This window comes from Pseudomonas sp. SC11, from assembly GCF_047039205.1.
Classification (GTDB): domain Bacteria; phylum Pseudomonadota; class Gammaproteobacteria; order Pseudomonadales; family Pseudomonadaceae; genus Aquipseudomonas; species Aquipseudomonas boreofloridensis.
This window is the reverse complement of the sequence record NZ_CP178183.1, coordinates 847,640-861,309: the sequence shown is the minus strand read 5'-3', so window position 1 is coordinate 861,309 and position 13,670 is coordinate 847,640. Positions and strand designations below refer to the sequence as shown.

Sequence of the window (13,670 nt, the reverse complement as noted above, 5' to 3'; positions counted from 1 at the left end):
ACAAATACCGAACAAGAAAGGATCCGCCATGTCCACCACCGTCTTCGATTCCGCCCTGTTCCGCGACATGTTCGGCACCGCCGAAATGCGCGGCGTGTTCTCCGACAAAGCGCTGATCGAGCGCTACATCGAAGTGGAGATCGCCCTCGCCCGCGCCGAGGCCCGCTGCGGCGTGATTCCGGCCGCTGCCGCCGACGAGATCGCCGCCAAGGCCACCTACGCCTCGCTGGACCTGGCGCTGATGCAGCACGAGACCGAAATCGTCGGCTACCCGATCCTGCCCCTGGTCGAGCAACTGTCGAAAACCTGCGGCGAAGCCGGACGCTACGTGCACTGGGGCGCCACCACCCAGGACATCATGGACACCGCCGTGGTCTTGCAGGTGCGCGCCGCCCTGGCCATCGTCGAACGCGATATCCAGGCCGTGCGTGGCCTGCTCGCCGACCTGGCGCAGCGCTACCGCGACACGCCGATGGCCGGTCGCACCCACTTGCAGCACGCCCTGCCGATCACCTTCGGCTACAAGTGCGCGGTGTGGCTGAGCATGTTCGACCGCCACGCCGAGCGCCTGGTCGAGCTGCGCCCACGGGTGGAAATCGGTCAGTTCGCCGGCGCCGCCGGCACCCTCGCCTCGCTCGGCGACAAAGGCCTGGACGTGCAGGAAGCGCTGATGGCCGAGCTGGGCCTGGGCGTGCCGCAAGCCACCTGGCACGTGGCCCGCGACGGCCTGGCCGAAGCCCTGAACTTCCTCGGCCTGGTCAGCGGTTCGCTGGGCAAGGTCGCGCTGGACGTGATGATGATGATGACCAGCGAGCTGGGCGAGGCCTACGAGCCCTTCGTCAAAGGCCGGGGCGCCAGCAGCACCATGCCGCAGAAACGCAACCCGATCTCCTGCGAGCTGATGTACGCCGCCGCCAAAGGCGTGCGCCAGCAGGCCGGGCTGATGCTCGATGCGATGATCCAGGACTTCGAGCGCTCCACCGGCCCGTGGCAGGCGGAATGGATCGCCATTCCCGAAGCCTTCGCCCTCACCGCCGCCTCCTTGGGCCAGGCCAAGTTCATGCTCGCCGGCCTGGAAGTGCGCACCGAGCGCATGCGCCAGAACCTGGACATGACCCGTGGGTTGATCGTCGCCGAAGCGGTGATGATGGGCTTGGCGCCAGAGTTGGGTCGCCAGGTCGCCCACGACGTGGTGTATGCCGCGTGCCGCGTGGCCAACGACGAAGGCGTCAGCCTGCTCGATGCGCTGCTGCGCGATGCCGAGGTCAGCGCACGCCTGCCGCGCGCCGAGCTCGAACGCCTGACCGACCCGGCCAACTATCTGGGTCTGGCGCCGCAGATGGTCGACCGCGCCCTGGAGCGCCAAGGCCGTGTGCCGCGTTGATGCAAGACGCGGGCTGTGTGCAGCCCGCGTGGTTTTCTCGACAACGACAACAATGAGAATTCGACCATGTCATCTGCCCCTGCAAAACCCTTCTACCGCGACCTGACCTTCCAGGTGGTCGCGGCCATGCTCATCGGCATCGCCTTCGGCTTCATCGCCCCGGAGCTGGCGGCCAAGTTCAAGATCCTCGGCGACATCTTCCTCAAGCTGATCAAGACCGCCGTGGCCCCCCTGGTGTTCTTCACCGTGGTCCACGGCATCGCCTCGGCCGGCGACATCCGCCGCGTCGGCAAGGTCGGTATCCGCGCGCTGATCTACTTCGAGGTGGTCTCCACCCTGGCCCTGGCCATCGGCCTGGGCTGGGGCAACCTGATCGACATCGGTTCGGGCATGCATGATGCCCATCCCAACAGCGCCACCTCGGCCGCTGCCGCTGCCGCCGTGGCCAAGGGACACGCGCCGCAGTCGACCCTGGACTTCATCTACGGCATCTTCCCCGACAACTTCGTCGGCGCCTTCGCGGGCGGTCAGTTGCTGCAAGTGCTGGTGATCTCGGTGCTGTTCGGCTTCGCCCTGCTGGCGCTCAAAGCCGAGCGCCGCGCGGTGGTCGAAGACGGCCTGAACCGCGTCTCGGAGTGCTTCTTCGAGTTCATCAACCTGATCATGAAGCTCGCCCCGCTGGGCGCCTTCGGCTCGGTGGCCTACGCGGTGGGCAGCAATGGCACGGCGGTGCTGATGTCGCTGGCCAACCTGGTGCTGATGTTCTACGTGGCGGTGCTGTTCTTCATCTTCGTGATCCTCGGCACCGTGTGCCGGTTGTGCGGCTTCAGCCTGTGGCGCTTCCTCAAGTACATCAAGGATGAAGTGTTCATCGTGCTCGGCACCGCCTCGTCGGAAAGCGCCCTGCCGCGCCTGCTGCAGAAGCTGGAGAAGTTCGGCTGCTCCAAGCAGAGCGTTGGCCTGGTACTGCCCACCGGCTATGCCTTCAACCTCGACGGCACGTCGATCTACATGTCGCTGTGCGTGCTGTTCATCGCCAACGCCTATGGCGTGCCGCTGAGCTGGGAACAGCAACTGGGCATCATCGCCATCATGCTGGTGACCTCCAAGGGGGCGGCGGCGGTGTCCGGCGGCAGCTTCGTGGTGTTCGCCGCCACCGTCACGGCCATCGGCCACCTGCCGGTCGAAGGCCTGGCGCTGCTGTTCGGAGTGTACCGCTTCATGTCCATGGCCATCGCCACATGCAACACCATCGGCAACAGCGTGGCCACCGTGGTGGTCGCCAAGTGGTCCGGCGAGTTCTCCGAGCAGCAGGCCCAGGGCGAGTACGAGCGGGTGCTCGGACGTGCCTCGGCGGCGCCGCTCTGAACCATGGAGAAGCCCATGCAAGCCTTTCGTCTGGAACACGACGCCTTCGGCGCGGTGCAGATTCCCCAGGACAAGTACTGGGGGGCCCAGACCCAGCGCGCCATCGGCGTGTTCGGCGCCGGTCGCGAGCAGTTCCCGCCCGCGCTGGTGCATGCCTTCGGCCAGCAGAAGCTGGCCTGTGCCCGCGCCAACCGGCGCCTGGGCACACTGGACGCGGCGCTGGCCGAGGTGATCGAGCAGGCCGCGCAGGCGCTTGCCGACGGCCACTTCGACAGCCACTTTCCGCTGACGCTGTGGCAGACCGGCTCCGGCACGCAGACCAACATGAACGCCAACGAGGTGATCGCCAACCGCGCCAACCAGTTGCTGGGCCAGCCCTTGGGCGGCAAGACGCCGGTGCACCCGAACGATCACGTCAACCGCTCGCAGTCGTCCAACGACACCTTCCCCACGGTGATGCACCTGAGCACCCGCCTGGCCTTGAGCCAGGCGCTGCTGCCGGCGCTGGTGCAGTTGCAGGCCGCGCTGCAGGACAAGGCGCAGCAGTGGCAGGCCGTGCTGAAGATCGGTCGCACGCATTTGATGGATGCCGTGCCCATGACCCTGGGCCAGGCCTTCGCCAGCTTCGCCGCGCAGATCGCCCATGGCATCGAACGCGTGCACGGCTGCCTGCCCCGGCTGAGCAGCCTGCCCCAGGGCGGCACGGCGGTAGGCACTGGACTGAACGCACCGCCAGGCTTCGCCGAAGCTTTCTGCGAAGCGCTGTCGCAGATCACCGAGACCCCGTTCACCGCCAACCCATGTGCGTTCGAGGGCATGGGTACCCACGATGTGTTCGTCGAAGTGTCAGGGGTGCTCAACGTACTGGCGGTGTCGCTGAGCAAGCTGGCCAACGACATTCGCCTGCTCGGCTCCGGGCCGCGTTGCGGGCTGGGCGAGCTGATCGTGCCGGACGACGGCCTGACGTCCTCGATCATGCCGGGCAAACGCAACCCGACGCTGGCCGAGGTGCTGGCCCAGGCCTGCATGCAGGTGATGGGCAACCACACCACGGTGACGGTGGCCGGCGCGTCCAGCCTGTTCGAGCTGAACGTGGCGAAACCGGTGATCATCCACAACGTGTTGCAGTCGATCAGCGTGCTGAGCGAGAGCATCGTGCGTTTCACCGAGCATTTGCTGCTGGGTCTGGAAGTGGATCGCGCGGTGCTGGCGCGCAATGTGGAAGGCTCGTTGCTGCTGGCCACGGCGCTGAACCCGGTGCTGGGCTACGACCAGGTGGCGCGCATCACGCGCAAGGCGGCCGATGAAGGACTGACACCGAAACAGGCCGCTGTAGCGCTGGGACTGCTGACCGAACAGGCGTACGACGCGCATGTTCGGCCAGACCAGATGGTCGGGCGCTGAGGCCTGTAGGTTCGGCTTCGCCGCGGCCATTGCAGGGACCGCTCTGCGGTCCAATCGCGGCGCAAGGCCGCTCCCACAAGTTGGCCGGTGTAGGCTCAGACAGCCTGGGCGGGCCTCGTGCGCTGAGGCCTTTGCGGGCAACTGTCATGCTCAATTTCTGGCAGCTCGCACGCTCTCGTGGGAGCGGCCTCGTGTCGCGATTGGACTGCGCAGCAGTCCCAGGTTTTCAGCTTCGCCGTGGCCATTGCCGGGGACCGCTCTGCGGTCCAATCGCGGCACAAGGCCGCTCCCACAAGTTGGCCGGTGTAGGCTCAGACTGCCTGGGGCGGGCCTCGTGCGCTGAGGCCTTTGCGAGCAACTGTCATGCTCAATTTCTGGCAGCTCGCACGCTCTCGTGGGAGCGGCCTCGTATCGCGATTGGACTGCGCAGCAGTCCCAGGTTTTCAGCTTCGCCGCGGCCGCTTGCGCTAGCGCAGGGTCTTGAAGAAGCCCATGCGCTGGCCCAGTGCATCGGCCAGCGCCAGCAACTCCTGGCTGTCCTGCGCCAGGCGCGTGGAGCCGGCCTGAACCTGCTGCGACGAGCCCTGGATGCGCTGGATATCCTGGCCCAGCAGCGTCGCCGCCGTGTCCTGCTGCGAAGACGCCGTGGCGATCTGCTCGTTCATCCGACTGATCGCCGCCACCTCGCGGCGGATCTCGTTCAACGAACGCTGCGCTACCTGCGTGCGCTGCACTGTCTCCTGGGCCAGCTCGCGGCTGCTGCCGACGATCTGCGCAGTCTTGCCGGCGCCGTCCTGCAACTTGCCGATCATGGCGCTGATCTCGCGGGTCGATTCCTGGGTGCGGTTGGCCAGCGAGCGCACCTCGTCGGCGACCACCGCGAAGCCCCGACCGAACTCGCCGGCGCGCGCCGCTTCGATGGCCGCGTTGAGCGCCAGCAGGTTGGTCCGTTCGGCGATCGAGTTGATCACCTCGATGATGCTTTCGATGGCCTGGCTGTCCGAGGCCACTTGCAGCACCGCCTCGCTGGCTGACTCCAGCACCTGGGACAACGCCTGCATCGAATCGGCCGTGCCTTCGACCACGGTCTTGCCGGCGTCCACTTCCTGGTCGGCGGCGGCGGACGCTTGCGCAGCGGTGGCGGCATAGGCGGAGATCTGGTTGATCGCGGCCACCAGTTGGGTCACGGCGCTGGCCATCTGCTGGGTGTCGTCACCCTGCTGCTGCATGCGCCCTTGGTTGTCCGATGCGTTTTGGCGCATGCGGCTGGAGGACTCGACCAGGTCGCTCGCCACCTGGTTGACCTGGGTGACGATCTCGGTGAGGTGACGGTTGGTGGTGCCCAGCGCGCCCATCACGCTGTGCGGGTGCTGACTGCGCAGGTTCGGGTCGATCTGGCCTTCGGCCAGGCCGCGCAACAGGCGCGCCACTTCCTCAGGCTCGGCACCGAGGGTCGAGCGGATGCTGCGGATGATCAGCAGCGAGGCGACCAGGCTCAGCAACGCGGCCAGGGCCACCGACCACAGCATCAGCCCGGCGAAGCCCGAGGCACTCGCACGCACCTGGGCGATGTCGTGCACCACGTCCTTTTCCTGGAAGTCGATGAAGGCGTTGATGCTGCGCAGCCATTCCTTGTAGTCCGGCCCCACCTGTGCCAGCAGCAGTGCCTGGGCCTGGGCGAAATCGCCTTGCCGGCGCAGTCCAAGCAACTGCGCGGTGGCCGCCTGGGCGCTGCGTTCGGCGACCTGGATCTGCTGCTGCAGGCGCAGTTCTTCGGCACTGCCCTGCCCCTCGCCGAGCATCTTGGCCAACGGCGCGGCCGAGGTCTGATAGACGTCGTCCAGACGCTGGATGTCCTGGAGAATCGGCGTCAGTTGGCTATCTTCGTGCACCAGCACCGCGTCGCGCAGGGCGATGGCGCGGTCGTGCACGCTGCCGCGCAGGTTGATGGCATAGCGCTGTTTGACAGTGGTCTGGCTGCTGACCTGGGTCAGTCGCTCGTCGATGCCGCCGACTCGCCGCACGCCGATGGCCGTGACGATCAGCATCAAACCCACGACCAATGCGAAGCCGAAGGCCAACCTTTTGGTAATACCGATCTTGCCGAACATGTTCTTCCCCAAGCGCTAAAAGCTATTTGCCAGCATTCTCTACGAGAATCTGGGACGCGCGTATTAAAAAACTGCCTATGGGATGAATTGACTGCGCACATGGCTCGCGCGCACGGCGGGCAGGAACTAGCATCGAAGGCACGCGGTTTACCACCGCTGCACATTGAGGTTGCCTGCATGCCACACGCGCTCCGACGCTTTCTGCTCCTGCTGTTGACCAGCCTGCTGAGCGCCCAGGCCTACGCCGCCCCCCAGACCCTGCGCCTGGGCACCGCCGCCCCCTACGCCTTCCTCGCCTTCGCCAACGACGACCTGCAGCGCGCCAGCCTGCCCGTGCAGCGGGCGGTGATCGTGCTGCACGGCGTGCGCCGCAACGCCGACGACTACTACCAGGCGGGCGAGCGACTGCTGAGCGCGGCGGGGCTGACCGCCAACGACACCCTGCTGCTGGCGCCGAACTTCCTCACCGTCAACGACCGCCTCGCCACACCGGACATGCCGTTATGGCCCAAGAACCTGTGGATGCATGGCACCGAATCGCGCAGCGGGCGTGCAGGCATCGCCGGCTTCAGCGTGCTCGACGATCTGCTGGCCTACCTGAGCGACCGTCAGCACTTTCCCGCGCTCAAGGACATCCTGGTGATCGGCCACTCCGCCGGCGGCCAATTGCTGCAGCGCTACACCCTGCTCGGCGGCGGCGACCAGGGCTTGGACGCGCGCGGTATCAACGTGCGTTACCTGGTGTCCAGCCCGTCGTCCTACCTGTACCTGGATGCCAACCGCCTGCGCGATGGCGTCTTTGAGCCGCTGGCCAGTCACGATTGCCCTGCCTACAACCACTACCGCTACGGTCTGGAGCAGGCGCCGGCGTACTTCACTCGCCAGGGCCTGGACGCCGTGCAGGTGTTCCGACGCTACGCCGCGCGCGACGTGACCTACATGGTCGGTCAGCTCGACGACAAGCCGGACGACCCGGTCATGGATCACGCCTGCGGCGCCGCCGTCCAAGGCGCCACCCGGCTGACACGCCAGCTCGCCTACCTGCGCTACGAGACGTTTCTGGCCCAGCAATGGCAAACGCCCGTGGCGCATCGACAGTTCCAGGTGCAGGGCGTCGGTCACAACGCGGCGCGGCTGCTGGTGGCCAAGGACGTGGTCACGATGGCGCGCGCGCCGCACTGATACCCTCAGCCGGCGTCGAGGGCGTAGAACTCCTGCAACTTGGCCTGAAGCAGTGCCTTGTCCGGCAGCTGGGTCTGGTACTCGGCCACCAGCGCCGGACTCAGGCTGCGGTTGAGGGCATACTCGACCACTTCGTCATGCTTGCTGGCACACAGCAGCACACCGATGCTCGGGTTCTCATGGGGTTTGCGCACCGTGCGGTCCAAGGCCTCGAGGTAGAAATTCAACTTGCCCAGGTGCTCGGGCTCGAAGCGTCCCACCTTGAGCTCTACCGCCACCAGGCAGTTGAGGCCCCGGTGGAACAACAGCAGGTCGAGGGCGAAGTCGCGTCCACCGACTTGCAACGGGTACTCGGCGCCGACGAAGCAGAAATCGCGCCCCAGCTCGATGAGAAAACGCTGCAGGCGCTGCAACAGGCCTCTGTGCAGGTCGGCCTCGGCGTGGGTGTCCGGCAGGTCGAGGAACTCGAGCAAGTAGGTATCGCGGAACACCGACAATGCCTGTGGGTGAGCGTCGGCCAGGGAGGCCGAGGCCTTGACCGGATCGGTGACGCTGCGCTCGAACAGGGCGGTGCGCATCTGGCGTTCGAGTTCGCGCTTGGACCACCGCTCGCGAATCGCCAGCCGCACGTAGAACTCGCGCTCTTCCACACGCTTGCTCTGGCTGAGGATGATCATGTTGTGGGTCCAAGGCAGTTGTCTCACCAGTGGCGAGACAACTTCGTCATGACGGTAGGCCTCATAGAATTGGCGCATCCGAAACAGGTTCGGTCGGGTAAACCCGCGCAACCCCGGCTGCGTCCGCGCCAGGTGCGCGGCCAACTGAGTGACCACGGCATCGCCCCATTCGGCGCTCTCGATCTTGCGGCTGATGTAAGCACCGACCTGCCAATACAGCTCGATCAAGTGCGTATTGACTGCCTGCAGGCAGCGCTGGCGCGCGCCGTGAATCAGGGTCACCACTTCGGCGAAGCGGTCTTCGCCCTGACCTTGCGGTGAAGTGTTTTCGGGCGTGTTGCGGGATGTGGACATGGGCGCACTCCTGGCATGAAGGTAAGCCAGGAAGCCTATCCAAGGGCGCCGCTCAATCGCTGTCGGACCGCTCCGAGTGGGCTGTGGTAAACGACAGAGGGGCGCCCGGTAAAGGCGCCCCTCTTCACATCGAGTTACACGCGCGGCGTTCAGCCCATCGAGCCCGCCACGACCTTGCGCGCATGCCCACGGGTGGTGACGATACCCAGGAACGAGATCAGGATCGCCAGGCTCAGGGTCGCGCTGACTTCAGCACGGTGTTCCTCGGTGAACATCATCACCGCCAGCGCGCAACTGATGAACACGATCACGCCCCAGGTCAGCCAGGGGAACAGCCACATGCGGAACTTGAGTTCGGTGCTTTCGCGCTCCAGGCGACGGCGCATGCGCAGTTGCGAGATGGCGATGACCAGGTACACCAGCAAGGCGATGGCGCCGGAGCTGGCCAGCAGGAACTCGAACACGCCTTTGGGGGCGAAATAGTTCAGCACGGCGATGGCGGCGCCGATCAGCGTACTGCCGAACACCGCGGCACGCGGCACACCCACTTTCGAGGTGTGCTTGAGCAGGGCCGGCGCGTCGCCGCGCTTGGCCAGCGAGTACATCATGCGCGAGGCGATGTAGATCGACGAGTTCATGCAACTGGTCACCGCCACCAGCACCACCATGTCGACCATGAAGGCGGCGTTGGGTATGTTCATGATCTCCAGCGCGCGCTGGTAAGAACCCACCACGGCCAACTGCGGATCATTCCACGGCACCACCGAGATGATCACGAAGATCGACAGGATGTAGAAGGTGCTGATCCGCCAGATCACCGAACGGGTGGCCTTGGCGATGTTGCGCGACGGGTCGCTGGACTCGGACGCGGCGATGGTCACCGCCTCGGTGCCGATGAAGCTGAACATCACGGTGATGAACGCACCGATCACCGCCGACCAGCCGTTGGGGGCAAAGCCGCCGTGTTGCGCCACCAACGTGCTCAGGCCGCTGACTTCGCGGTTGGGCAGCCACCCCATCAGCGCGGCGAAGCCCAGGCCGATGAAGCCGAGGATCGCGGTGACCTTGAGAATGGCGAACCAGAATTCGAACTCGCCGTACTTGGCGACGCTGAACAGGTTGGTGCACGCCAGCAGCAGCACCGAGGCCAGGGCGAAGATCCAACTGTCTACCTGCGGGAACCAGGCGTTGAGCACGTGCCCGGCGGCGAGCGCTTCGATGGGAATGACCAGCACCCAGAACCACCAGTACAGCCAGCCGATGGTGTAGCCGGCCCAGCGGCCAATGGCCTGGTCGGCGTAGGTGGAAAACGAGCCGGTGTCGGGATGGGCGACAGCCATCTCGCCGAGCATGCGCATCACCAGCACGACCAAGGTGCCAGCAACGAAATAGGAAAGGATGGTAGCGGGTCCGGCGGCCGCGATGGCGTGTCCGGAGCCGACGAAAAGTCCTGCACCAATGATGCCCGCGATGGACAGCATCGTTACATGACGTGGCTTGAAACCTTGAGCAAGGTTGCCATCAGTACCCACGGTGTTCATTGATATTGTTCTCTTTTTGCTGACACAAGTAAGGACGGGCAGGCGTAGGCGGAAACGATCTCCTTTTAAAACAATGAATTGCACGCAGTCCACGTGATGTTGTTGAGGTTGTTCACGGGTTGACGGACTGCGGCGTCGAAGTGGGCTTCATTCAAACAGTGCGGGTGCCGGGCTAATTGTTCGAGAGCGCCGCGAAGGTGTTCGATCACGACACCGTTTATCCGTGCACGCCACCAAGGGGGGCGCCGATGGCGGTGCGGGGTATGTCGGTGGCAGCAGGCTCACCCGCGAACGGGCGCCGCCTGCGTCAGGACTCAGCGCAGCGCCCGGTCCACCAGCACTTGCAGGCGGCCACGCGAGCATTGCTCGACCCGCGCCTCGACGCCGTACACCTGCGCCAGCAAGTCCGGCGCCAACACCTGGGCCGGAGTGCCGCAGGCCACCACCCGGCCTTTCTCCAGCATCACCAGACAATCGGCATGGCTGGCCGCCAGGTTGATGTCGTGCAGCACCGCCACCGCCAGCAGGCGATGGCGCACGACGCGCTCGCGCACCGCATCCATCACCCGCAGTTGGTAGTGCAGGTCCAGCGCGCTGGTGGGCTCGTCGAGCAGCAGCACCTGGGGGTTGCGCGCCAGCAATTGGGCCAGGGCCACCAACTGGCGCTGGCCGCCGGACAGGCTGTCGAGCCCCTGCTCGGCCAGGTGCTCGATGCCGAGTTGGCGCAGCGCCTCGTACGCCGTGCCCAGCACGTCCTGCGCCGCGCCCACGCGCAGGGCGGCGACGATGCTCTCCAATACGCCCAAGGCCAACCCCGGCGGCAACTGCTGGGGCATGTAGGCCAGGCGCCGGGCGCGCTCGGCGAACGGCAGGCGAGTGACGTTCTCGCCGTCGAGATGCACGGCGCCCTGCATCCGCTCCAGCCCGGCCAAGGCGCGGAGCAAGGTGGACTTGCCGGCGCCGTTGGGCCCGACCAGCGCCACCAGGCTGCCGGCCGGCAGTTCCGGCAGGCTCAGGCCCTGGATGATCGAGCGTCGGCCATAGGCCACCGAGACCTCGTCGATACGCAGACTCACAGTCGCCTCCCGCGCTTGAACACCAGCGCCACGAACACTGGCACACCGACCAGCGCGGTGACGATGCCGACCGGCACGATCACCCCCGGCAGGATCAACTTGCTGGCGATCGACGACAGCGACAGCAGCAGCGCCCCGACCAGGGCGCTGGCCGGCAACAGGAAGCGCTGGTCCTCGCCCACCAGCAAGCGCGCGATGTGCGGGCCGACCAGGCCGATGAAACCGATGGTGCCGACAAAGGCCACGGCGGTCGCCGACAGCAGGCTGATGCGCAGCAGCGAGGCCACACGCAAGCGTCGGGTATCCACACCGAAGCTGCGCGCGCGGTCCTCGCCCATGCGCAGCAAGGTCATGGCCGACGCGCTGCGCAAGGAAAACGGCACGACCAGCGCCAGCACCGCGGCGAGGATGCCAAGCTTCTGCCAGTTGGCCCGGGCGAGGCTGCCGAGGGTCCAGAACACCAGTTGCTGCAACACGTCCTCGGTGGCCAGCAGTTGCAGCAACGACACCAGCGCGTTGCAACTGAACACCAAGGCGATGCCGAACAGCACCAGGCTTTCGACCCCCGCGCCGCGCAGCCGCGACATGCCCTGCAACAGCAGCACCGACAGGCACGCGAAGACGAACGCCATCACCGTCACCTGGGCGCTGGGCGAGAGCCAGGCCACGCTCAGCGGGTAGGCGATGGCCAGCGAGGCGCCGAGCGCGGCGGCCGACGACACGCCCAAGGTGAACGGGCTGGCCAGGGGGTTGTCGAGGATCGCCTGCATTTCGGCGCCGGCCAGCGCCAGGGCCGCGCCCACCAGCACCGCCATCAGCGCATAGGGCAGGCGCACGTTCCAGATGATCACCCGCTCGGTGGCGCTCAGCGTGCTCGGGTCGAACACCCCGTGCAGCAATTGTCCCAGGCCCATGCCCGAGGCGCCGCTGGCCAGGTCACCGAGCACCGACAGCAGCAACAGCACGGCCAGGCCGCCGACCAGCGCGGAGCGCCGCCACAACAGGCGTCGATACTGCCAGGCCGCCTGTTCGACGCCTGGCAGCGCCTGGGCCTGGGCCGTCACTGGGCGTCGATCCAATAGTGGCCGTCCAGGCCGACTTCGAGCATCCGGTTGATCTGGCCCATGGTCGCCTGCGGGTCCAGGTCCTTGAAGCGCTCGGGGTGAATCCAGCGGGCCATGGCTTCGATGGCCAGGATGTTGAACGGCGAGTTGTAGAAGTCGTGCCACAGGCCATGGGCCTGGCCCTCGCGGATCGGCCGCAGCGGCGCGAATTCGGGGCGCGCGGTGATCTTCGCCAGGCTCTGGCGTGCGCTGTCGGCGCTTACGCCAGCCCCGAGCAGCACGCCTGGAGCACGGTTGCCGGTGGCGATGTAGACGTCCGGGTCGGCCTTGAGCACGTATTCGACGCTGACATCGCCCAGCGCGCCGGGCACCACGTCGGCGGCGATGTTATGCCCACCGACCGCCTCGACCACGCTGCCCAGGCCGCTCTTGCCCGTGGTATGGCCCGGCGCCTGCCAGACACCGGCCAGCAGTTCGAGGAACACCTTGGGCCGCTGGCTGGGCTCGAGCCCCGCCAGCGCATCGGTGACTCGCTTGAGGTGACTGTCGTAGAAGCTCAGGTACTGCTGCGCTTGCTGCTCGCGGCCGAGCAAAGTGCCCAGCGCTTGCAGGCTGACCCGGGTGTTCTCGATCGGGTGCACGCGGAAATCGATGAACAGCACGGGAATGCCCGCCTGCTCCAGCAGGTCGGCCACCGGGCTGTGCTGGGTCGGCCCTTCGCCGGCGATGCTGAAGATCGCCAGGTCCGGCTTGAGCGCCAGGATCTGCTCGGCGCTGACGCTCTGCTCCGAGGCCTGGCCGATCAGCGGCAGCTTGGCCACCTGTGGATAACGCTTGGCGTAGACCTCATAGGTGTGCGGGTCGAGCAGGCGCATGTCGTTCTGCCAACCGACCACTCGCTGGAACGGGTTGTCGCGGTCGAGCAGGGCCAGGGCGAAGAACAGCCGGCCCTCGCCGAGGACGATGCGTTGCGGCGCGTGGTCCATCTGGACCTTGCGTCCGAGCACGTCGGTGACTTGGGTGGCGCTGGCGGTCTGGGCGATGCCCAGTCCGGCCGCGAGGAAGACCACGAGCGGCAGCAACTGCCGCGCGCGACGGAGAATGGCGGACATGCAAGGGCTCCTGCGACTGCGGATGCGTGACAGAGAATCGGTCTCATTCAAACCGCGCATTCTAGTCGCCGCCGTGCCCTGGGCAGCGTGTGGGAATGTAATGGAATGTCATGCGCTAGCGCGGTGACTGTGAGGCCGTACCACCCCATGCTCCAGGGGTTTATGCGGACATTGCGCAAGCCAACTGTCTCTCACCTACCACCGCCCCGCGGTCTTGCTCAACTTCTTGGGGGCTGCTCGATCTCGTGGGAGCGGCCTTGCGTCGCGATTGGACCGCAGAGCGGTCCCGGCAATGGCAGCGGCGAAGCTGAAAACCTGGGACCGCTACGCGGTCCAATCGCGACGCAAGGCCGCTCCCACAAAGCCGCGCTGGACGCTGGAGATCATGCGCTGCAGA

General features: G+C 66.3%; 10 protein-coding genes and 1 pseudogene. 4 read left to right on the top strand and 7 right to left on the bottom strand.

Features of this window, described 5'->3' with window-relative positions; genetic code table 11:
- Positions 1-28: 28 nt before the first annotated feature.
- The 3 genes from ACK2SD_RS03975 to ACK2SD_RS03965 all read left to right on the top strand — a co-directional run bounded on the left by ACK2SD_RS03975 (position 29) and on the right by ACK2SD_RS03965 (position 4,156).
- A complete protein-coding gene (locus ACK2SD_RS03975; protein WP_116889282.1) occupies positions 29-1,384 on the top strand; it encodes an adenylosuccinate lyase family protein in 1,356 nt (451 codons plus the stop codon).
- A gap of 66 nt (positions 1,385-1,450) precedes the next feature.
- Complete coding sequence (gene dctA / locus ACK2SD_RS03970; RefSeq protein ID WP_412461406.1) at positions 1,451-2,752, top strand: C4-dicarboxylate transporter DctA; 1,302 nt, start codon at positions 1,451-1,453, stop codon at positions 2,750-2,752.
- Positions 2,753-2,767: 15 nt separating this feature from the next.
- A complete protein-coding gene (locus ACK2SD_RS03965; protein WP_295488457.1) occupies positions 2,768-4,156 on the top strand; it encodes a class II fumarate hydratase in 1,389 nt (462 codons plus the stop codon).
- 467 nt (positions 4,157-4,623) lie between these two features.
- Here ACK2SD_RS03965 and ACK2SD_RS03960 read toward each other — a convergent pair whose 3' ends face one another.
- Both ACK2SD_RS03960 and ACK2SD_RS03955 read right to left on the bottom strand, forming a co-directional pair.
- Entirely contained in the window at positions 4,624-5,736 is a 1,113-nt protein-coding gene (locus ACK2SD_RS03960; protein ID WP_412462265.1) for a methyl-accepting chemotaxis protein, read from the bottom strand.
- Between the two features lie 63 nt (positions 5,737-5,799).
- A pseudogene (locus tag ACK2SD_RS03955) lies at positions 5,800-6,204 on the bottom strand (methyl-accepting chemotaxis protein); the annotation flags it as partial.
- 240 nt (positions 6,205-6,444) lie between these two features.
- On the opposite strand from ACK2SD_RS03955, the gene ACK2SD_RS03950 reads away from it, so the two are divergent.
- Positions 6,445-7,449, top strand: coding sequence for a hypothetical protein (locus ACK2SD_RS03950; RefSeq protein WP_412461405.1), 1,005 nt, complete (start codon positions 6,445-6,447; stop codon positions 7,447-7,449).
- A 5-nt stretch (positions 7,450-7,454) separates the two neighbouring features.
- Here the strand turns inward: ACK2SD_RS03950 and ACK2SD_RS03945 are convergent, their stop codons facing one another.
- The 5 genes from ACK2SD_RS03945 to ACK2SD_RS03925 form a co-directional block, all read right to left on the bottom strand.
- Entirely contained in the window at positions 7,455-8,480 is a 1,026-nt protein-coding gene (locus ACK2SD_RS03945) for a PDDEXK nuclease domain-containing protein (RefSeq protein ID WP_412461404.1), read from the bottom strand.
- Positions 8,481-8,629: 149 nt separating this feature from the next.
- Entirely contained in the window at positions 8,630-10,021 is a 1,392-nt protein-coding gene (gene gabP / locus ACK2SD_RS03940) for a GABA permease (RefSeq protein ID WP_029614685.1), read from the bottom strand.
- A 314-nt stretch (positions 10,022-10,335) separates the two neighbouring features.
- Positions 10,336-11,097 carry an ABC transporter ATP-binding protein gene (locus ACK2SD_RS03935; RefSeq protein ID WP_304485232.1) on the bottom strand — a complete coding sequence of 254 codons (762 nt, stop codon included), beginning with the start codon at positions 11,095-11,097 and terminating at the stop codon, positions 10,336-10,338.
- Complete coding sequence (locus ACK2SD_RS03930; protein WP_080754762.1) at positions 11,094-12,161, bottom strand: FecCD family ABC transporter permease; 1,068 nt, start codon at positions 12,159-12,161, stop codon at positions 11,094-11,096. Before ACK2SD_RS03930 ends, ACK2SD_RS03935 begins: the two co-directional genes overlap by 4 nt.
- Positions 12,158-13,273, bottom strand: a complete 1,116-nt coding sequence (locus tag ACK2SD_RS03925) for an ABC transporter substrate-binding protein (protein WP_412461403.1) — start codon at positions 13,271-13,273, stop codon at positions 12,158-12,160. The genes ACK2SD_RS03930 and ACK2SD_RS03925 overlap by 4 nt, the downstream gene beginning before the upstream one ends.
- Between the last annotated feature and the right edge of the window lie 397 nt (positions 13,274-13,670).